Below are 18,341 nucleotides of genomic sequence, written 5' to 3' on the forward strand. Positions count from 1 at the left end.
GTCATCGGGGTCTCCTGTGGTCCGTGGTTGAAGCGTCGAAACTCCACCTCGACCATACACCTCGATGGCCACCTCGGGTTACACCGGCAGAGCCAGCGAAATTACACCACCTGCGCGGACGCTAACTCGCGGGCCATCAGCCCCGGCTCGAGACCTGGCGCGGCTGGAGACGAGGGGGCATTCCCCTCAAGGTCGGCCGGCAGGACTTCACCATCGCGAGGCGGATCACCTATCCGCAGACGCTCTCCTTCCGGAGCGTCGATGCCTTCGGCGCCTTCCCCGGGGGGCAGAATCCGCGACGCATGGGGCGCCTGCGTCAGACGCTTGCGGCCATTACCGACCTTGGACTGCCGATCCCAGTGGAGAACAAGACGCTTCGGAGGATGGCCTTGAGTAGCCTGCTGCCGGTTTCGTGGACGCCCGGTTACGGTAGCCCGGCGCGAGCCTCGAACTGAATTGGGCTGAGGTAGCCCAGTTTCGAGTGGCCCCGCTTTGGATTGTAGAACCTCTCGGTGTAGTCGAACACATCGGCCCTTGCGGTAGGTCTTGCGGGCCGAGCGCTCGGTCTTGAGCGAAGAGAAGAAGCTCTCCATGGCCGAATTGTCCCAGCATTTCCCGACCGGCTCATCGGGCAGGTGATGCCGTGATCCACCAGGAGACGCTGGAACGGCTCGCTCGTCTATAGGCTGCCCTGGTCCGCATGACGCATCAGCGCGTCGGCCCTTCCGCGCCTCCACACGGCCATCCTGAGGGCATCCATGACGAGCGATGCGTCGCGCTCGGCCTTCATCGACCAGCCCACGACGCGGTGTGAGAACAGGTCCAGCACAGCGGCGACGTAGAGCCAGCCCCGGCTGTCCAGATGGAGGTGAAATCGGCCAGCGACTTCTGGTTGGGTCTGTCCGCCTGACGCCGAGCGCCGGACATAGCCAGCTCACCGGCCGTGCTTGGCAATGTAGGCGAACCCCATGTCGCGTCCCTCGCGAAGAACGCAGTTGCCTTTTTCAGGATGTCACGCTCCGCCCCGAGACGGGCGACCTCCTTTCTCAATGCGACGATCTCGGCTTGCTCGGCATGCGGGCCGTTCCCGGGGAGCGCACCAAGCCGAACATTCTCCAGCTCTCGCATCCACCGCCGCAGCACGTTCCGAGAGCTCAAGCTCGCGGCAGGCCTGCGGCACGGCCGCGCCGCGCTCCGTCACCAGCTTCACCGCCTCGATCTTGAACTCGCGGCTGAACGTCCGTCTCTTCATTTGTGATCTCCGGTCCCTTGGTCACGGTCTTATCTTCATGTCCACGAAACTGGCACCGGCCCACCACTTCGGTCCCGTCGTGGGGATGGTCTTTTGCCAGACGTGGAAGCGATTGTCCTGGAAGCCCTTCGATTTCACTTCGTCATAGACTTGATAAGCCTCACCGACGCTGGGACCCTCGGCCCTGAGAACCGCCTTCTGAAATTCCGGCGAGAGATGGCCGAGATAGAAGCGGAAGACCTCCTCCTGACCGGGGGTCCGCACCGGCCGCGATGCAGCTGGGATCGGCCGACTTGTCGCGGTCCAGGTCTCTGCGGCGTCACCGTCCGAACAGGAAAGGGCGTGCGGCACGGGCGGCTCGTGCATCGCCACTGCCCGCGGCGCGGGCATGCCGATCCCGTTGGTCGGGTCAGCCGGGATCGCCCGGCTGACGCCCGCCGGATCGGACGGCGCGCCGGATCCAGCGGGAACAGCTTGCGCGACGGGTGACGCCGTTGCGAAGGGCAGCGGCTCCGCCGCGAAAGACCGGGGCCGCAGCGGAACGGCAGGTCTGGATGGGGGACGGAAGCGGCGCGAGGGCAGCGCCGTCGAGTTCGGCCAGCGCGGCGCGGAACGCCGGCAACGGCTCGTCGAACCGGCCTTGCTCGCGGCGGGCGCGCCCCTCGCTCACATCCAGCAGCACCCGCGTGGCATCGATCGCCAGGCCGAGCCAGTCCTCGGAGTCCTTCTCGAGCCGAACCCCGAGCAGCTGGGCGACATGGCGCAGCGGCGCCCGCGTGACTTCGCGGTCGCGCAGCAGCACGCGGCGGAGCGTCTCCTGCGTCGCGGCCTCGCGGGCGAGGTCATAGGCCGCGACTTCGCGCGAGCGGGACGGTGCGACGCGACGCGCGCGCTCGAACGCCTCGATCTCGAAGCGCGCGAGCCTGACCAGGATGTCCCGGGCCTGCTGGGTCGAAAGGGCCATCGTCGTCTCCGCCACCGCGGCGAAGACCTGGTCGCTCATCTGGGTGAGGCGGCGCGCCAGGATCCTCGCATCGGCGGGGACATGCGTGCGCAGCGACAGCACCAGAGCGAAATCGTCGATGGGGTTCACCCTTGCGGGTGCCCGGGGGCAGGGCCAGCGCCGGCGCCAGAATAAGGCCGTCCCCCGACGCTCGAGATGTCGCTGTCCGGTCCCTGACGCGCCCCTGCTCCGCCCCCGTGTGCACCAGGGCGGGCCCGGAGGCGGGGGTGTCCGACTCCGGTTGGGAAAAACCCTTGGAATTCAGCAGGTCTTGGGGATTTTGGCTCCGGCGGTAGGGATCGAGCCGCTAACGCATTGATATTTCTAGATCATCACAACAGTCCCACCCCGCAGTGATGCACTCTTGTGCTACACTCGGCAGCCTACATCAAGAGTTCCTGGACGGGTGATCGAACCGTCCGCTCACTCTCCTATCCAACCCTGATCGTGCCAGTCGGCGACGCTGCCCGGCCAATCGAGGGTGCCGCCGACCGGGTCCTTCAATACGCCGCTGCCGTAGAGGAACCGCGCCATCGCCTCGAACCGCGCCGCGTCGATCGCGCCGACCGGCACGGCCCCGTCGCGCAGGTAGTTGCCTTCCACGATGACCCGCATCGAGCCGCGGACGAGTTCCGGGGTGGGGAAGTCGCCGGCCGCGATCAGCAGGTCCGCCGCCTCCTCGGGGTTGTCGGCGGCCCATTCGTAGCCCCGCTGCGTGGCCTGCATGAAGGCCTGCACCATTGCCGGTTTCTTGCGCAGCGTCTCGCCGGTGGTGCCGATATAGCCGGTCTGCTGGTCGGGGATGCCGTAGTCGGCATAGCGGAAGGAGGACTGCTGGCGGCCCAGAAGCTCGCTGTTGACGCCCTCCCAGGTCGCCACTTCCAGGGTGAAGTCCACCCGACCCGCGGCCAATGCCTCGTAGGCGCCGGTGTTGAGGGTCACGGTGTCATAGACCGGCTCGCCGCCGTCGTTCTCGATCATGGTGCGGATCAGCGCGTCCTCCCAGGCGCTGCCGAAGCCGGCATAGGTCTTGCCCGAGAGGTCGGCGGGCCGGGTGATCGCGGTGTTCTCGCTGTTGTAGACCAGCCGCCCGGCTTCGTGCTGCATGGTCGCCCAGAGCGCCACGATGTCCACGCCACCCGCCCGCGCGCTCATGAAGCCGAGCGAGGTCATGTAGGCGAAATCGGCCACGCCGCTCGCCAGCAACGCGGTGGAGCTGGTGTCGGAATAGGGCAGCAGTTCCACCTCCAGCCCCGCCTCCTCGTAGAAGCCGAGGTCGCGGGCGGCGACGAGGCCGACATGGTTGGTGTTGAGCGTCCAGTCGAGCGCGACCTCGATCGGCTCGGCGGTGGCAACGGCGGGCAGCAGTGCGGTCAGCGAGGCGGCGAGCAGGGTGCGGGCAGTCATCGGTCTTCCTCCTCCAGAAGCAGGGATTTCAGAGTTTCGTGCAGCGGCGCGAGGTCGGCCTCGCCCCGCGTGGCGCGCGGGCCGGGCACGGCGATGTCGGCGACGATCCGGCCGGGGGGGCCGGCCATGACCAGGATGCGGTCGGCCAGGGCGGTGGCCTCGTGCAGGTCGTGCGTGACCATCAGCACGCCCCTCGGCTCGGCCGCGAGGCGGTCGCAGAGCCAGCGCTGCATGCGGATGCGCGTGACCGCGTCGAGGGCCGAGAACGGTTCGTCCAGCAGCAGCCAGCGCCCGCCGCGGGCGATGGTCCGCAGGAACGCGGCGCGCTGCCGCATGCCGCCCGAGAGCGCGTCGGGAAAGAGGCCGGCGGTGCCCTCGAGCCCGAAGGGCGCGAGCATCGGCGTGACCCGCGCCACGGCCTCGCGCCGCGGCACGCCCGCGACCTCGAGGCCGAGGGCGGCGTTCTCGGCCACCGTGAGCCAGGGAAACAGCGCGTCGGTCTGCGGCTGGTAGGTGATCGCTGGGTGCGGGGCTTCGGCGGCAGCGCCGTCGAGCGTAAGCCGCCCGCTGGCCGCAAGCGTGTCGGGCAGCACCCCGGCCAGCCAGCGCAGCACCGTGCTCTTGCCGCAGCCGGAGGGGCCGATCAGGCAGGTGAATTTGCCATCATCGAGCGAGAGCGAGAGGCCGCGCAGGATGTCGCGCTCCGCCACGGCGATGGTGAGGCCCGCGATCTCAAGCATGGCGCCCGCCCCGCGCCGTCAGCCGCTCGACCAGCTGGATCACCCCGAGCAGCGCCAGCGTTAGCCCCGCCGAGACCACCACGGCGGCGAGCACCAGGTCGGCCCGGAAGTTATTCTTCGCGGCGAGGATGTAGATGCCGAGGCCGTGCCGCGCGCCGGCATATTCCGCGAAGATCGTGGCCACGATGGCGTAGGTGGCCGAGATCCTGAGCCCGTTGAAGAAGGACGGCCGCGTAGCGGGCAGGGTGGCGCGGCGGAAGATCAGCCGCCGCCTCGCGCCCATCGAGGCCAGCAGGTCCAGGTAATCGCGCGGCACCTGCGCGTAGCCCGAAAGCAGGCTCAGGAGCACCGGGAAGAAGGTCACGAGGATGACCAGCAGCACCTTGGGCAGCAGCCCGAAGCCGAACCACAGGATCATCAGCGGCGCGAGTGCCACCAGCGGGATGGTCTGGCTGGTGACGAAGATCGGGATCAGCCCACGCGCGAGCCACGGCCGGAAATGCAGCGCGACCGAGGTGGCGAAGGCGAAGCAGACTGACGCGCTGAACCCGAGGGTCGCCACGCCGATGGTGCTGAACGCGTGCCGCGCGATCGCCTGACGCTCGGCCACCAGCGCCCGGATCACGCCGCTCGGCCCCGGCAGCACCATGGGCGAGACGCCGGTGAGCCGGGTATAGCCCTCCCACAGCACCAGGAGCGCCGCGGCGAAAAGGAGCGCGGGGTGGAGGCGCGGGGCCATGCGGCAGCGGCCGCTTCAGCGCGGCGAGGGGCTGTTGGCCGAGGCGGTGAGGTCGATGGTGACATGGCCCTCGGCCGGGCCGAAGCGCAGGAAGGCCTGGCGCACGGCCTCGAACACCGCGCCCGCATCGCCACGCAGCCGCGTGCAGAAGTTCTTCGAGCGCAGGAACACGCCCGAGCCCTTCAGGAAACCGATGCAGCCGTAGATCTCGTCCATGTGCCGGTCGGCGCCCATGACGTAGAGCGAGAACTGCACGTCGATCTCCACCCCGGCCACCGGCGCGTCGCGCACCGCCGCCAGCGCATCCGCCTGCCGCGCGGCGAGCGGCTGACCCTGCGCGACCGCCAGCGTCTCGCAGCGGCAGGAGGGATCGTCCGGCTCGCCCGGGCAGCCGCGCGAGATGGTTGCGTTCAGCGTGACGTGATCGGGCCCGCGGGCCGCTGCCGCGAACAGGTCGCGCATGGCGCGGAAGAGCGGCTCCGGCACGCCCACCATCAGGGTCGAGATGTCGTCCGTCTCGATCCTGAGATCGCCGCGGTAAGGATCGAGCGCGCCGAGCGCGCTGGAAATGACGCCGACGAACCCGGACGTCATGGGATAAAGAGAGACCTGTGCGCCGATGAACATCGCTTCCTCGCTACGCCGGCATTACCCGGATCAGCTTGAGGGTTCGCGCGGACCCCGCGCATCTCAGCCCCGAACGGAGCACCCCTGGTGACAGCGCGGACAATCCCCGCCCGGCGCCGGGAAGTCAAGGCTGCGGAGCCGACGCCCGCGCAGCGGCTCAGGCCGGAAGCTCCAGCAGGTCCGACCCCAGCTGCATCGTGTAGGGATGCTGCGGCGCCTCGAGGACGCGGCGCGTCGGTCCCTGCTCGACCACCTGTCCGCGGCGCATGACGACGATCCGGTCGCAGATCGCCTTCACCACGGAAAGGTCGTGCGAGATGAAGAGCACCGTGAGGCCGAGGTCCTTCTGCAACCGGCAGATCAGCTGCAGCACCTGCGCTTGCACCGATAGGTCCAGCGCCGAGACCGGCTCGTCGGCGATCAGGACCTCCGGTTCCACGGCGAGCGCCCGCGCGATGTTGACGCGCTGCCGCTGACCGCCGGACAGGGTGAGCGGCACGCGCTCGAGATAGTCCTCGTCGAGGCCCACCTGCCCCAGCAGCATGGCGGCACGCCGGGCGCGCCCCGTCGGAGCGCCGATCCGGTGAACGTCCAGACCCTCCCGCACGGAGGCACCGATGGTGAGCCGCGGGTTGAGCGAGGCGCCGCTGTCCTGGAAGACGGCCTGCACCTTCCGGCGGTGGGCCTTCCACGCCCCGCTGGACAGGCCGTAGGGATCCTCACCGAGAACCGTCACCGAGCCGGACGCGGGCCGTTGGAGTCCCAGCAGCACCCGGCTCAGCGTGGACTTGCCTGAGCCGCTCTCCCCGACGATGCCGGTGATGCGGCCACGCGGGATCTCGAGCGAGACATCGTCGAGCGCACGGGTCTGCCGGCGGGCGAGAAGCCCGGCCGAATAGGTGACGCTGACGTTCTTCAGCCGAATGGCGTTCGCCTCGCCGTCCCCGCGCCCGACGCTCACAGCGGCCTCCAGCAACGCAGGCTGTCGCGGCCCGCCTCAGCCGATGCCACGGGCAGCGCGCAGGCGGCCTCGGCGCGCGGGCAGCGGCTGCGGAAGGCACAACCGACAGGCAAGGCACGGATCGACGGGGCATATCCGGTGAGCGGCGGATAACTGCCGCCGTAGCCGGGCCGCGAGGCGAGGAGTCCGGCCGTGTAGGGATGGCGCGGCGCGCGGCGGAAGCGCGCAACATCCGTCAGCTCCACGATCTCGCCCGCATACATGATCGCCACGCGGTCTGCGATGCGTGAGACCACGACGAGATCATGGGTGATGAAGATCACCGCCATGCCGTGTTGCCGCTGCAGCCGCTTGAGCAGGCGGAGCACCTGCGACTGCACGGTCGCGTCCAGTGCGGTGGTCGGCTCGTCAGCGATCAGCACCCTCGGCCTGCGGGCAAGCGCCATCGCGATCATGATCCGCTGCCGCTGCCCGCCCGAGAACTGATGCGGGAAGCGGCGCAGCGCGCCCGCGGGATCGGGAAGCTCGACATCCGCAAGCAACGCAGCCGCCCGCGCGAGTGCCTCCGCCTTCGGCAGGCGCGGCTCGGCAACCCGCAGCGCCTCGGTCATCTGCCAGGCGATGCTGAGCACCGGGTTCAGCCCGGAGAGCGCATCCTGCGAGATCATGGCGATGTCATGCGCGCGGACCTTGCGCATGGTGGCGCTGTCGGCGCGGACAAGATCGAGCGCGCCACGATCCAGAAGCACCTCGGCCCGACCCGTGACCTCGCCGCGGACGGGCGTGAAGGGCGGGCAGATCTGGCCGTTCAGCGCCCGCGCAAGCGTTGACTTCCCCGAGCCGCTCTCGCCCACCAGCGCCAGCGTCTCGCCGGCATGAAGCGTGAAGGACGCGTCGCGCACGACCTCGACGATCCCCGACTTCGTTGCGAAGCGGACGCCGAGATTACTCACGCGCATGATCTCGGCAGCCGGCCTGGCCGGGCGCGAGAAAGTATCGGGCTGCGCTACGGGGCGGGTCTGCAATTCAATCATGGTTCACCTCGTCCAGCCGGTCCCGCAACGCGTCGCCGGCAACCTGGAACAGCAGCGTGATGATCACCACCGCGAGCGACGGGATGCCCGCGATCCACCAGGCGTTGATCAGGTAGTTGCGCCCGTCGCCGATCATCCGGCCAAGCGACGAGGTCGGCGGCTGAACCCCCACCCCGAGGAAGGACAACCCGGATTCCATCAGCAGCACGCCTGGAAAGGACAGCGTCAGGATGACGATCAGCGGCGAGGCGAGATTAGGCAGCACGTGGCGCATGATGATCCAGCGGCGCCCGGCGCCCAGCACGCGCGACGCCTCGACATACCCCAGCTCGCGAACCACCAGCACCTGCCCCCGCACGAGGCGGGCATAGGCCTCCCAGCGGACGAGGCCGATCATCACCACCAGCACCCAGGTCTGCGTGCCGAGCACCGCGATGCCGCAGAGGATCAGCAGCAGGTTCGGAAGCGCGATGAACACGTCCACGAACATCATCAGGATGCGGTCGCACCAGCCGCCGATCAGGCCCGACAGCACCCCGATGGTGATGCCGAGCACCGCCGAAAAGATCAGCCCGAAGGCCGCGATCGAGAAGCTGGTGCGAATGCCGTAGAAGGTCCGCGACAGCAGGTCGCGCCCGATCTGGTCGGTGCCCAGCGGATGGGTCCAGCTGCCGCCCTCCATCCAGACCGGCGGCGCCATGCGGCTCATCAGGTTCGTGGCGTTCGGATCATGCGGCGCAAGCAGTGGCGCGAGGAGGCCGACGAGGATCACGAGGACCAGCAGCCCGAGGGACAGCGCCAGCCTGTCATTCCACCAGCGGACCGGCGCGGGAGGGGTGAGGGTGAGGGTGGTCATGGTTCAGGCCTCCAGCCGGACGCGCGGGTCCGCCACCGCGTAGAGGATGTCGATCATCAGCGTGATGAGGACGATGATCGCGGCATAGGCCAGCACCCCGAACTGCAGCACCGCGAAGTCCCGGTCGAGCACGGCGTTGACCAGCACCCGCCCGACGCCGGGCAGCGAGAACACCGCCTCGACGAAGATCGAGCCGTTCATCAGCCCGGCGACCTCCAGCCCCAGCACGGTCAACAGCGGCACCATAGCGTTGCGCAGGATGTGCCAGCGCGCGATCCCTCCGTCGGTCAGCCCCTTCGCCTGTGCGGTGCCGACATGCGCCTGCGCTACCGCGTCCAGCATCGCGACCCGCATGAAGCGCGCGATCGCGGCGATCATGGGAATGGCGAGCGTCACCACCGGGAGGATGTAGTGCCATGGCGTGGACAGGCCGGAGGTCGGCAGGAGCTTCCAGTGGAAGCCGAACAGCAGCACGAGGCCGATGCCCAGCACAAAATGGGGGACCGCGTAGCCAAGAAACGCGATCCACATCACGCCCCGCGCGGCGGCGCTTTCGCGATGAAGAGCAGCGAAGGCACCCATCGGGATGCCGATCATCACGGCTAGCAGGAACGCGAGGCCACCAACGGCGAGGGTCGCCGGCATCCGCTCGGCATACATCCGCCACGCCTCCTCGTTGGTGAAGATGGAGCGACCGAAGTCTCCGCGCAGCATGTTGCCGATATAGAGGCTGAACTGGTCCCAGATAGGCAGGTTCAGGTTCCACTCCTCGCGCAGCGCCTCCTCCATCTCGGGCGGAATCCCCTCGGGATACATCGCGTCGAACGGCTCGCCGGAATAGCGGACCGTCAGGAAGGCGATGACCAGAACGATCGACATGGTAATCAGCGCGCGCACGACGCGGATGCCGAGAAACTGCAGCATTGCGGCTCTCCTGCGAGGGCGGGAGCAGAGGCGGCGGTGCCGCCCCTGCCCTTCGCATCAGTCTTCCGAGACGCTCACCTGTCCGGCGCGCAGCGGCAGGACATAGGGGCGGTAGGCGATCGGGATCTGGATCTCGACACCCTCGCGATAGGCGAAGATCTCATGAGGTTCGTAGAGCAGGATCCAGCCGGCCTCGTCCTGATCCAGCTCCAGCAGCTTGCGATAGGCGTCCTTGCGCTCCTCGACGCCGCTTCCGAAACGGGCGGTTTCGAAGGTCGCGGCCCATTCGGGATGCGAGGGCTTCCACATGCCGGTGCGGGCATAGTTCGAGTTCTCCGACCAGTGCACGTCCATCGCGCCCATCGGGTCCGGGAAATACATCGGGTTCGACCAGGCCCGGATGTTCAGTCGCTCATAGTCATACTGCTCGATCTGCTCGAGCTCCAGGTTCAGGCCGCATTCCAGCCACTGCTGCTGGATCACCTGCGCGGCGAGATCGCCGTAGAGATAGTAGGACTGGGTGAACTGCGCGACGATCGGCTCACCGTTGTAGCCGGCCTCGGCCAGCAGGCGCTTCGCCTCGGCCACGTCATGCTTCTGGTAATCGAGCTCCGGAATGAAGAAGGGCTCGCCATATTCCTCGAACTGGTGCGCCTGGGGCGTATGGGCCAGCCCGCCCCAGATGCCGTCCACGAGGGCCTGACTGTCGGTGCAGAGACGCATCGCCTGCCTCACACGGAGGTCGTCGGTCGGCGCCTTGGTTTGCGAGACGACCCAGACGTGGAACATCGGCCAGGTCACGCCGAAGCTCTCCATCTCGGCCGCGTCGAGGGCGGACTGCTGGTCCGGCGGAATATGCGTGATGAGGTCGAATTCGCCCGTCGCCAGCCCCGAGACGCGCGACGCGACCTCCTCGACCAGCTGGAAGTTGACCTTGTCCAGCGGCGCCGGCTCGCCCCAGAACTCATCGAAGCGGACCAGTTCGGCCCGGTCGCCGGGGATGAACCGCTCGACCTTGTAGGGTCCGGAGCCGACAGGGAAGCGCATCGCCTCGTCGAGGCCCTTCTCGTCATAGTATTCCTTCGAGACGATCCCGGCCGTGCGGAGCGAAATCAGCGCCTCGAACAGTGGTTCGGGCTTCAGCGTCGTTATGCGGACTGTCAGCGGATCGACCACCTCGACGTGGTCGAAGTTGTAGAAGAAAGTGCCCCAGGACGAGATGTATTGCGGATCAGTCTGCTGAAAGATCCGGTTCAGCGAGAACGCCACGTCCTCGGCGTCCATCGTGGTGCCATCATGCATCGTGACGCCGTCGCGCAGCTTCACCTCCCAGGTGAGGTCGTCGATGCGCGTCCATTCGGTCGCGAGGCCGGGCTCGTAGGTTACGGGCTGGGCGAACGGGTCCCGCTCGATCAGCGTGTCATACACGTTGTAGAGGATCGGCGCGCCGTTGTTGCCCCAGGAGCTGGGATCGAACTTGTCGATCATGGTCTGGACGGCGATGTCGAGTTCGGCCGCGACTGCGGGCGCAGCCATCGGCAGCGTCCCGAGAAGCGTGGTCAGGAGGAGTTTCTTCATGATCTTGCCCTTGGCTCGTTGGATCAGTCGAGGTCGAGAACGGAGGTCCAGGCGCGGCGGCCCCGCGCGTCGCGGATCGCGAGGCGGCACCAGCGTCCGAGGAAGAGGTCGAGCGGCAGCCGGGTCTCGGTCAGGCCCTCGCCATGGACCCGGCTGCTGCCCGCCTGCGGACCGACCAGCATCGCCGCGGAAATGGGCGAGGTCGTCACGACCAGTTCGTCGCCCTCGCGGCGGAGGTCGTGAATCTCGGGCCCCTGGCTCGCGTAGCAGTGGCCTGCCTTCAGGGCCGCGAGCAGCGCCTCGGGTGTATTCTCCTCGGCCTTGACCATTACCCAGCCGCCGAAGCCGTCATCGGCGCGGAAGTGGCTGTCGTCGGTGGCGATGGCGGCGAAGCGCAGGCCCGCGGTCGCGGCGTCGTCGTAGAGGACGAGGCCGTCGCCGCGGTCGCAGTTGACCTGCGAGGTGTGGTTGTAGACCTCGATCGCATGGGCGAAGCTTAACTCCCGCGCATCGGCGAGCGTCAGCTGCGACCAGTGCGGATGGGGAATGGCGATGAAGGCTCCGGCCTTGTGCGCGCGCCGGGCAATCGCAATGCCGGTCTCTCCCTCGGAGGGCGGCGCGAAGTCGATGGGCAAGCCAACCGCGAGGACGTGCCAGATCTCGCCGCGGCCGTTTGCGGGCGCATGCAGTTCGGCGCCGATGATCGTGGTGAATTCCGCGCAGCGCGCCGCCTGCGTGTCCGTGATCGGATAGCCATACTTGTCGAAGAAATGATCCGTGACGGCGACGAAGTCGTAGCCGGCGGACTTGTAGCGTCGACAGACCTCGTCGGCGGCGAGCGCGCCATCGGACGCGTCTGAATGGCCGTGGATGTTGCCGCGCCAGAACCGTCCGGGGGCGGTGAAGGCCGAGAGCATGAGCTACCTCCAGTTCGTTGGTGCGCGAGGTAGGCGGCCCTCCTGACAGTTCGGTGACAAAGTGGCGGCAGCCGGGCGATGTCGCATTTAGTTCACACCAGGCGGCCATTCTGGTCTCATGAAGGAGGCCGGAATGACCAACACGACGGGGTATCAGGGTGTCGTGCGCGTCCTGCGCCAGCGACTTGCCGAAGGGGTTTACCCGCCCGGCGGCCGCCTGCCCTCGCAGTCGGCGCTGGCACGCGAGTTGGCGGTCGACCGCAACCAGATCCGCCGGGCCCAGGCCTGGATGATCGAGCGCGGAGAACTGGACAGTGCGCAGGGGCTGGGCGTGTGGGCGCCGGCGGGGACGTTCGACTATGCGATCCACGCCGGCACCCGCTTCGGCCCGCAACTCCGCGCCGCGGGCTACCAGACGCACACGGTCTTCCGCGACGCAAGGAGCATCGTGCCGCCCCACAACGTCCTGTCCCTCATAGAGATGAAGCCGGGAAGCCGCGCGATCCGGGTCGATCTGACGCGCATCGTGGATGGGCTGCCGGCGATGCTCGCGAACCACTACTATAATCCGGCCCGGACCCCGAGGATCGCCGCGCTGATCGCCGAGACCGGCAGCGTAACCGCGTCGCTCGCCCGGTTGGGACTTGAGCTTCGGAGGGGTGTCACCTCGATCAGGTCGCGCCTCGCCTCTCGGGCGGAGGCCCGCGCGCTCGGGATCGCGCCGTCACAGTCCGTCGTCGAGATCACCGGCTGCAATGTGGATGAGGCGGGCGATCCATTGGAGGTCTCCGTGGCGATCGCTCGTAGTGACCGCATCCGGCTCTACGTGCCAGCGGAGACTACCGGCGCCGGCAAGGCGCAATAACGCTGGCCTTGCCGCAGTCTTCATCGAGACGTCACGCTCCTGTCGCCCCGCTGTCACCGAATCCGCCCAGACGGTGGCCGAACCTCGGAAAGGCCGCCGATGCAGATCGAAGCCCGGAACATCACTCGCCTGTTCGGCTCAACCCGCGCCGTCGATCATGCAAGCTTCGTCATCGACCGGCCGATGATGGTCGGGATCATCGGCAGCTCGGGCGCGGGCAAATCAACGCTGTTGCGGATGATGAACCGGTTGACCGACGCGACGTCTGGCCAGTTGCTGGTGGACGGAACCGACGTTCTGGCACTGAAGGGTGCCGCGATGCGCGCCTGGCAGAGCCGCTGCGCGATGGTGTTTCAGCAGTTCAACCTCGTGCCCCGGATCGACGTGGTCTCAAACGTCCTGCACGGCTTGCTGAACAAGCGCGGCGCGCTGACGAGCCTCTTCAGCCTGTGGCCCTGCGAGGACATCGCCCGCGCCATCGCCATCCTCGACCGCCTCGGCATCGCCGACCAGGCGGCCAAGCGCGCCGAGGCGCTTTCGGGCGGTCAGCAGCAGCGTGTCGCGATTGCCCGGGCGCTGATGCAGGATCCTGCGATCGTGCTGGCAGACGAGCCGATCGCCAGCCTCGACCCGATGAATGCCCAGATCGTCATGGAGACCCTGCGCCGCATCCATGACGAGGACGGCCGCACCGTCATCGCCAACCTGCACACGCTCGACACCGCGCGGCGCTATTGCGACCGCATCATCGGCATGCGTCAGGGCCGGATCGTCTTCGACGGCCCGCCGGAGCTGCTGACGACCTCGGCCGCCCGCGACATCTATGGCGCGGGCGTGGACTTCTCGGAGGCCGCGACCTCGACCCAGATCGACCGCCATCCGCCGCCATCCGACCGCTACGCCGAGGCGATGCTGGCGGATTCCTGACGACCCTCCCCCTCCCATCGGAGAACCACAATGAAGTCCCTTCTCGCTTTCGCGCTCGCCACCACGGCGATCACCACGCCGGTCCTCGCGCAGGATGCGATCACCCAGTTCAACATCGGCGTCATGGGCGGCGAGAACGCCCAGGACCGCATGACCTCGAACGAGTGCCTGCGCGTCTATGCCGAGGACGCCCTCGGCGTGCCGGTCAAGGTCTTCACCCCCGCCGACTACGACGGCGTGATCCAGGGGCTGCTCGGCGGCTCGCTCGACATGGCGTGGCTGGGCGCTTCGGGCTACGCCAAGGCCTATCTGACCGACCCCGAGGCGGTCGAGCCGGTGCTGGTCAAGACCAACATGGACGGCAGCTTCACCTATTACTCGCTGGCCATCGCCCGCAAGGACCGCGGCGTCGCCAGCATGGCCGACATGGAAGGCAAGGTGCTGTCGGTGGGCGATCCGAACTCGACCTCGGGCTACCTGATCCCGCTGGTCGAGTTGCCGAATGAAGGCTACTCGATGCAGCCCGGCGAATACTTCAGCGACCTGCCCTTCAGCGGCGGGCATGAGCAGACGATCATCGCGGTGAAGAACGGCGAAGTGGACGCCGGCGTGACCTGGGCCGACGGCCAGGGCGACTTCATCGACGGCTACAACTCGGGCGCGCTGCGCAAGGCCTCGGACGCGGGCCTCGTGGACATGAACGAGATGGTCGAGATCTGGCGCTCCTCGCCGATCCCGGAAGGTCCGGTGGTGCTGCGCAAGGCGCTCCCCGCAAACGTGAAGGCCACGATGACCGAGCTGGTCCAGGGCCTGCACGAGGCCGATCAGGAATGCGCCTATGGCGTCGCCTCGGGCGAGACCGCGGGCTTCGCCCCGGTGACGCACGATGCCTACGAGACGATCATCGCCATCCGCCAGGCCGAGCTGGAAAGCGGCACCTGACCAATCGGAGGGGGCGGGCGGGGTCATCCTGCCCGCCCTTCCCTTTCCCGCGCAGGCTCATGACCGCTATACCCCTCTCCCCCGCCGCCTCGGACATCACCGCAGGCTATCTCGCCAGCCTCCGCAGGCGGCGCCTCTACTCGGCGATTCTGCTCGCAGGGTTCGCGTCGCTCTTCGGCTGGAGCTGGCTCGTCGCCAACGACCGCACCGCGGGCGGCTTCCTGCGCGGCTTGCCGCAGGTTCTCGACTACCCGGCCGAGCTTCTGTCCGAGGCGTGGGAGAGCGTCGGCGCCCTGCCCGGCATGATGGCCGCCCAGCTTCCGGCGCTGATCGAGACGATCAACATCGCTGCGGTCTCGACACTGCTCGGCGCGGGCGCCGGTGGCCTTCTGGCGCTGCTGGCCGCACCGGCGCTGACGCCCTGGCCGCGCCTCGTGCCGGTGGTGCGGCGCATTCTCGACGTCACCCGCGCGATCCCCGACATCGTCATCGCGCTGGTGCTGATCTTCGTTCTCGGCGGCGGCCCGGTGCCCGCCATGCTGGCGATCGCGTTCCATACCACCGGCGCGCTCGGCAAGCTCTTCTCCGAGGTCGCGGACAACGCCGACCTGAAGCCCGTCGAGGGGCTGTCGTCGGTCGGCGCGACCTGGCTGCAACGGATGGGCCTCGCGGTCATGCCGCAGGTGGCGCCGAACTGGCTGAGCTACGCGCTGCTCCGTTTCGAGATCAACATCCGCGCCTCGGCCATCCTCGGCTTCGTCGGCGCGGGGGGCATCGGCTCCGAGCTTCGCAACGCCATCTCCTGGGGTCCGGGCCGCTATGACCAGGCAGCAGCGGTGTTCCTGCTGCTGTTCCTGACCATCGTCGTGGTGGACCAGCTTTCCGGCCATGCCCGCGACCGCCTGATCCGGGGGACCGCCCGATGACCGCCTTCGCGAGTGATGCGGCGCGCGATCATGCCGCCTTCCGGCTGATCCGTGCCAAGCGGACAGCGGCCATTGCCGCACCGCTCCTGATCCTGGCCTATCTCCTCTACGCCGCCGTAGCCTTCGACCTTGCCGGCGTGGCGAGCCGCTCCCGCGCCGACAACGCGGTGCTGCTGCTGCAGGACTTCTGGTCCTACAAGACGCACGTCACCCGCCCGAACCGAGGCCGCGACGCGGGCGAGATCATCGCTGCCATCGAGGGCAGCCGGAACATGACCTATGCCGAAGGCCAGCTGCCCGGCTGGATCGAGCCCGCGCCCGGCGGCGCGGTGGTCGAGTTGCAGGGCGACGTCACGGTGCGCTTCCTGCCCGACCGGGTCCTGCAGGTGGACCTGCCCGAGCACGCCCCCCTGCGGATCGCAACCACCCCCGACGCCATCGTGCTCGAGGGATGGAGCGGCCCCCTGCCCGACTGGATCTCGGCATCGGACGAGCGGGTGGGTCTGACCCTCTCCCATGGCGCGCGAGTCGCGGTCACACAGTCGAAGTCCGAGGTGTTCCGCCGCACGCCGGGCTGGGAGCTCTTCTTCTTCACGCTCGACAGCGAATGGTATCCGCTCTCATGGGGCGAGCGGCTCGCCGCCGCCGTGACCCAGCCCGGCGCCGCCGCCTCGATGGCGCACGACTTCTGGACCAACAAGGTCTGGCATCACGGCGACGTGGCCTGGGCGATGGTCGAGACGGTGCTGATGGCCTTCCTGGGCACCATCGGCGCGGCGCTGCTCGCGCTGCCGCTGGCGTTCCTCTCGGCCCGCAACTTCGCGCCGAACTTCGTCGCCCGCTTCGCCACCCGGCGCGGTTACGACTTCCTGCGCGGGGTGGATGCGCTGATCTGGACGGTGATCCTCTCGCGCGCCTTCGGCCCCGGACCGCTGACCGGCGCGCTCGCGATCCTGCTGACCGACACCGGCAGCTTCGGCAAGCTCTTCTCCGAGGCGCTCGAGAACATCGATGGCCGTCAGGTCGAGGGCGTCCGCGCGACCGGCGCGCGCGGCATCCTGCGCGCCCGCTGGGGCGTGATCCCGCAGGTGGCGCCGGTGATCCTCAGCCAGGTGCTCTACTACCTCGAGAGCAACACTCGCAGTGCGACCGTGATCGGCGCCATCGTCGGTGGCGGCATCGGTCTGCTGCTGACGCAGGCCATCGTCACCCAGCAGGACTGGGAGGACGTGGCCTACTACATCATCCTGATCGTGCTGGTGGTGATCGGGATGGACGCCATTTCGGGGCGCCTGCGCCGCCGGCTCATCAAGGGCGCGTGATGCTGTCAGCCGACGCCCCCGACATCGCGGCCGATGCCGAGGTGACCGCCTCGACCTTCGGGCGCTACTGCACCGTGGGCGCGAGCGCGCGCATCACCCATTCCGAGTTCGGCGACTACAGCTATTGCGACCGCCTCGCCGACATCGCCAACACCAGCATTGGCAAGTTCGCCAACATCGCCGCGCTGACCCGGATCGGTCCGACCGACCATCCGATGACCACGGCGAGCCTGCACCACTTCCTCTACCGCTCGAACGACTACTGGCCGGAGGAGGCGCGCGACGAGGCCTTCTTTGCCCGGCGGCATTCCCGCCGGACGGAGATCGGCCACGACACCTGGATCGGGCACGGCGCCATCGTGAAGCCCGAGGTGACGGTGGGTCTAGGCGCGATCGTCGGCGCCGGCGCGGTCGTGACGCGCGACGTGCCGGCCTGGACCATCGTCGCCGGCAATCCCGCCCGCCCGATCCGTCGCCGCTTCACGGAGGAGATCGCGGCGCGGATGGAGGCGCTCGCCTGGTGGGATTGGGACCATGAGCGTCTGCGCGCGGCCCTCCCCGACTTCCGCCGCCTCTCGGCCGAGGCGTTCCTCGATCGTTACGCGTGATCCGGCGTCACCGTCAGCGTGATCCGCGAGGCGAGCCACCATGTGAGCCCCCGCTCGACCGGCATGCCGTCTGGCGTCACGTTCAGCGCCTCGGTGCGGATCAGAGCGTCGCCCGGCGCGGCGTGCAGCCGCGCGGCGCGCACGGAATCGGCCACACGCGCCGTTATCCGCGTCTGCGCGCGGCGGTAGGCCGGGACGCCGCAGGCCTCGAGCGCCGCAGTGATCGAGCCGCTGGACTGCAACGCCTTGGGGAAGCCCTGCAACGCTTCGGCCGGGAAGATCGAGCGGAACAACGCCACCGGCTGGCCATCGACCAGCGAGATTCCCTCTGCCACATGGACTGCCGCGGCAGGCGAAAGGCCCAGAACCTCCGCCTCGACCCCATCGGCACTGCGGGTCGCGACGAAGTCGATCTGCCGCCCCGGAACCCTCCCGGCGAGCGCAATGGCACGGTGGAACTGCACCGAGCGGCCCAGCGGGTAGTCGGTCGGCGCCACCTGGATGAAGACCCCTGCCCCGCGCCGCGAGCGGACGAGCCCCTCGTCGGCGAGCGCCGCCAGCGCCTGCCGCACCGTATGCCGGTTGACGCCGAAACGGGCGGCCAGCGCCGCTTCGGTCGGCAGCCGCTCGCCGGGTCCATGATGACCGCGCGCGATGTCCTCGCGCAGGTGGTCCGCGATGCTGCGCCAGAGGCTCATGCCGTCACCGAACTT

Annotated in this window: 22 protein-coding genes and 1 riboswitch; of the genes, 6 read left to right on the forward strand and 16 right to left on the reverse strand. The window is 68.5% G+C overall.

The window, feature by feature from the left end:
• Positions 1-424 precede the first annotated feature (424 nt).
• The 15 genes from GI374_RS19915 to GI374_RS17170 all read right to left on the reverse strand — a co-directional run bounded on the left by GI374_RS19915 (position 425) and on the right by GI374_RS17170 (position 12,038).
• Positions 425-628 carry an IS3 family transposase gene (locus GI374_RS19915; RefSeq protein ID WP_370515445.1) on the reverse strand — a complete coding sequence of 68 codons (204 nt, stop codon included), beginning with the start codon at positions 626-628 and terminating at the stop codon, positions 425-427.
• A gap of 51 nt (positions 629-679) precedes the next feature.
• A complete protein-coding gene (locus tag GI374_RS19920; RefSeq protein WP_370515446.1) occupies positions 680-862 on the reverse strand; it encodes a DDE-type integrase/transposase/recombinase in 183 nt (60 codons plus the stop codon).
• A 150-nt stretch (positions 863-1,012) separates the two neighbouring features.
• Positions 1,013-1,252, reverse strand: coding sequence for a transposase (locus GI374_RS19925; protein ID WP_370515440.1), 240 nt, complete (start codon positions 1,250-1,252; stop codon positions 1,013-1,015).
• A 21-nt stretch (positions 1,253-1,273) separates the two neighbouring features.
• A complete protein-coding gene (locus GI374_RS17115; protein ID WP_154338254.1) occupies positions 1,274-1,624 on the reverse strand; it encodes a hypothetical protein in 351 nt (116 codons plus the stop codon).
• Between the two features lie 37 nt (positions 1,625-1,661).
• The gene (locus GI374_RS17120) at positions 1,662-2,318 is read right to left on the reverse strand and encodes a hypothetical protein (RefSeq protein WP_154338255.1); all 657 of its coding nucleotides are present in this window, start codon (positions 2,316-2,318) and stop codon (positions 1,662-1,664) included.
• A gap of 360 nt (positions 2,319-2,678) precedes the next feature.
• On the reverse strand, positions 2,679-3,662 hold the full coding sequence (locus GI374_RS17125) for an ABC transporter substrate-binding protein (protein WP_154338256.1): 984 nt from the start codon (positions 3,660-3,662) through the stop codon (positions 2,679-2,681).
• Positions 3,659-4,402: an ABC transporter ATP-binding protein gene (locus GI374_RS17130; protein ID WP_154338257.1), complete on the reverse strand. Its 744-nt coding sequence runs from the start codon at positions 4,400-4,402 to the stop codon at positions 3,659-3,661. Before GI374_RS17130 ends, GI374_RS17125 begins: the two co-directional genes overlap by 4 nt.
• On the reverse strand, positions 4,395-5,141 hold the full coding sequence (locus GI374_RS17135) for an ABC transporter permease (RefSeq protein WP_154338258.1): 747 nt from the start codon (positions 5,139-5,141) through the stop codon (positions 4,395-4,397). The genes GI374_RS17130 and GI374_RS17135 overlap by 8 nt, the downstream gene beginning before the upstream one ends.
• 15 nt (positions 5,142-5,156) lie before the next feature.
• Positions 5,157-5,768, reverse strand: a complete 612-nt coding sequence (locus tag GI374_RS17140) for a YkoF family thiamine/hydroxymethylpyrimidine-binding protein (RefSeq protein WP_154338259.1) — start codon at positions 5,766-5,768, stop codon at positions 5,157-5,159.
• Positions 5,759-5,864: riboswitch (TPP riboswitch) on the reverse strand. (Overlaps the previous gene by 10 nt.)
• A 61-nt stretch (positions 5,865-5,925) precedes the next feature.
• Entirely contained in the window at positions 5,926-6,729 is an 804-nt protein-coding gene (locus tag GI374_RS17145; RefSeq protein WP_370515441.1) for an ABC transporter ATP-binding protein, read from the reverse strand.
• The gene (locus GI374_RS17150; protein WP_154338260.1) at positions 6,726-7,763 is read right to left on the reverse strand and encodes an ABC transporter ATP-binding protein; all 1,038 of its coding nucleotides are present in this window, start codon (positions 7,761-7,763) and stop codon (positions 6,726-6,728) included. The genes GI374_RS17145 and GI374_RS17150 overlap by 4 nt, the downstream gene beginning before the upstream one ends.
• A complete protein-coding gene (locus GI374_RS17155; protein ID WP_154338261.1) occupies positions 7,756-8,619 on the reverse strand; it encodes an ABC transporter permease in 864 nt (287 codons plus the stop codon). Before GI374_RS17155 ends, GI374_RS17150 begins: the two co-directional genes overlap by 8 nt.
• Before the next feature lie 3 nt (positions 8,620-8,622).
• A complete protein-coding gene (locus tag GI374_RS17160; protein ID WP_154338262.1) occupies positions 8,623-9,543 on the reverse strand; it encodes an ABC transporter permease in 921 nt (306 codons plus the stop codon).
• Between the two features lie 57 nt (positions 9,544-9,600).
• Positions 9,601-11,121, reverse strand: a complete 1,521-nt coding sequence (locus GI374_RS17165) for an ABC transporter substrate-binding protein (RefSeq protein WP_154338263.1) — start codon at positions 11,119-11,121, stop codon at positions 9,601-9,603.
• 23 nt (positions 11,122-11,144) lie between these two features.
• Entirely contained in the window at positions 11,145-12,038 is an 894-nt protein-coding gene (locus tag GI374_RS17170; protein WP_154338264.1) for a CehA/McbA family metallohydrolase, read from the reverse strand.
• A 133-nt stretch (positions 12,039-12,171) separates the two neighbouring features.
• On the opposite strand from GI374_RS17170, the gene GI374_RS17175 reads away from it, so the two are divergent.
• The 6 genes from GI374_RS17175 to GI374_RS17200 all read left to right on the forward strand — a co-directional run bounded on the left by GI374_RS17175 (position 12,172) and on the right by GI374_RS17200 (position 17,628).
• Complete coding sequence (locus GI374_RS17175; RefSeq protein ID WP_195759970.1) at positions 12,172-12,903, forward strand: GntR family transcriptional regulator; 732 nt, start codon at positions 12,172-12,174, stop codon at positions 12,901-12,903.
• 99 nt (positions 12,904-13,002) lie between these two features.
• Positions 13,003-13,830, forward strand: coding sequence for a phosphonate ABC transporter ATP-binding protein (phnC, locus tag GI374_RS17180; protein ID WP_154338266.1), 828 nt, complete (start codon positions 13,003-13,005; stop codon positions 13,828-13,830).
• Positions 13,831-13,860: 30 nt separating this feature from the next.
• The gene (gene phnD / locus GI374_RS17185; RefSeq protein WP_154338267.1) at positions 13,861-14,772 is read left to right on the forward strand and encodes a phosphonate ABC transporter substrate-binding protein; all 912 of its coding nucleotides are present in this window, start codon (positions 13,861-13,863) and stop codon (positions 14,770-14,772) included.
• A gap of 59 nt (positions 14,773-14,831) precedes the next feature.
• A complete protein-coding gene (gene phnE / locus GI374_RS17190; protein ID WP_154338268.1) occupies positions 14,832-15,698 on the forward strand; it encodes a phosphonate ABC transporter, permease protein PhnE in 867 nt (288 codons plus the stop codon).
• Entirely contained in the window at positions 15,695-17,020 is a 1,326-nt protein-coding gene (gene phnE / locus GI374_RS17195) for a phosphonate ABC transporter, permease protein PhnE (protein ID WP_154338269.1), read from the forward strand. Before phnE (GI374_RS17190) ends, phnE (GI374_RS17195) begins: the two co-directional genes overlap by 4 nt.
• A complete protein-coding gene (locus GI374_RS17200) occupies positions 17,020-17,628 on the forward strand; it encodes a chloramphenicol acetyltransferase (protein WP_154338270.1) in 609 nt (202 codons plus the stop codon). The genes phnE (GI374_RS17195) and GI374_RS17200 overlap by 1 nt, the downstream gene beginning before the upstream one ends.
• Here the strand turns inward: GI374_RS17200 and phnF are convergent.
• Complete coding sequence (phnF, locus tag GI374_RS17205; protein WP_154338271.1) at positions 17,619-18,326, reverse strand: phosphonate metabolism transcriptional regulator PhnF; 708 nt, start codon at positions 18,324-18,326, stop codon at positions 17,619-17,621. The two genes, GI374_RS17200 and phnF, sit on opposite strands and share 10 nt — an antisense overlap.
• Between the last annotated feature and the right edge of the window lie 15 nt (positions 18,327-18,341).

Source organism: Paracoccus sp. S-4012, from assembly GCF_009674885.1.
GTDB lineage: Bacteria > Pseudomonadota > Alphaproteobacteria > Rhodobacterales > Rhodobacteraceae > Paracoccus.

Excerpts from the sequence above, each read along its gene's own strand:
- GI374_RS19915 (WP_370515445.1), bottom strand. The coding sequence starts at position 628 with ATGAGCCGGTCGGGAAATGCTGGGACAATTCGGCCATGGAGAGCTTCT.
- GI374_RS19925 (WP_370515440.1), bottom strand. The coding sequence starts at position 1,252 with ATGAAGAGACGGACGTTCAGCCGCGAGTTCAAGATCGAGGCGGTGAAG.
- GI374_RS17125 (WP_154338256.1), bottom strand. The coding sequence starts at position 3,662 with ATGACTGCCCGCACCCTGCTCGCCGCCTCGCTGACCGCACTGCTGCCC.
- GI374_RS17130 (WP_154338257.1), bottom strand. The coding sequence starts at position 4,402 with ATGCTTGAGATCGCGGGCCTCACCATCGCCGTGGCGGAGCGCGACATC.
- GI374_RS17135 (WP_154338258.1), bottom strand. The coding sequence starts at position 5,141 with ATGGCCCCGCGCCTCCACCCCGCGCTCCTTTTCGCCGCGGCGCTCCTG.
- GI374_RS17140 (WP_154338259.1), bottom strand. The coding sequence starts at position 5,768 with ATGTTCATCGGCGCACAGGTCTCTCTTTATCCCATGACGTCCGGGTTC.
- GI374_RS17150 (WP_154338260.1), bottom strand. The coding sequence starts at position 7,763 with ATGATTGAATTGCAGACCCGCCCCGTAGCGCAGCCCGATACTTTCTCG.
- GI374_RS17155 (WP_154338261.1), bottom strand. The coding sequence starts at position 8,619 with ATGACCACCCTCACCCTCACCCCTCCCGCGCCGGTCCGCTGGTGGAAT.
- GI374_RS17160 (WP_154338262.1), bottom strand. The coding sequence starts at position 9,543 with ATGCTGCAGTTTCTCGGCATCCGCGTCGTGCGCGCGCTGATTACCATG.
- GI374_RS17165 (WP_154338263.1), bottom strand. The coding sequence starts at position 11,121 with ATGAAGAAACTCCTCCTGACCACGCTTCTCGGGACGCTGCCGATGGCT.
- GI374_RS17170 (WP_154338264.1), bottom strand. The coding sequence starts at position 12,038 with ATGCTCTCGGCCTTCACCGCCCCCGGACGGTTCTGGCGCGGCAACATC.
- GI374_RS17175 (WP_195759970.1), top strand. The coding sequence starts at position 12,172 with ATGACCAACACGACGGGGTATCAGGGTGTCGTGCGCGTCCTGCGCCAG.
- phnC (WP_154338266.1), top strand. The coding sequence starts at position 13,003 with ATGCAGATCGAAGCCCGGAACATCACTCGCCTGTTCGGCTCAACCCGC.
- phnD (WP_154338267.1), top strand. The coding sequence starts at position 13,861 with ATGAAGTCCCTTCTCGCTTTCGCGCTCGCCACCACGGCGATCACCACG.
- phnE (WP_154338268.1), top strand. The coding sequence starts at position 14,832 with ATGACCGCTATACCCCTCTCCCCCGCCGCCTCGGACATCACCGCAGGC.
- phnE (WP_154338269.1), top strand. The coding sequence starts at position 15,695 with ATGACCGCCTTCGCGAGTGATGCGGCGCGCGATCATGCCGCCTTCCGG.
- GI374_RS17200 (WP_154338270.1), top strand. The coding sequence starts at position 17,020 with ATGCTGTCAGCCGACGCCCCCGACATCGCGGCCGATGCCGAGGTGACC.
- phnF (WP_154338271.1), bottom strand. The coding sequence starts at position 18,326 with ATGAGCCTCTGGCGCAGCATCGCGGACCACCTGCGCGAGGACATCGCG.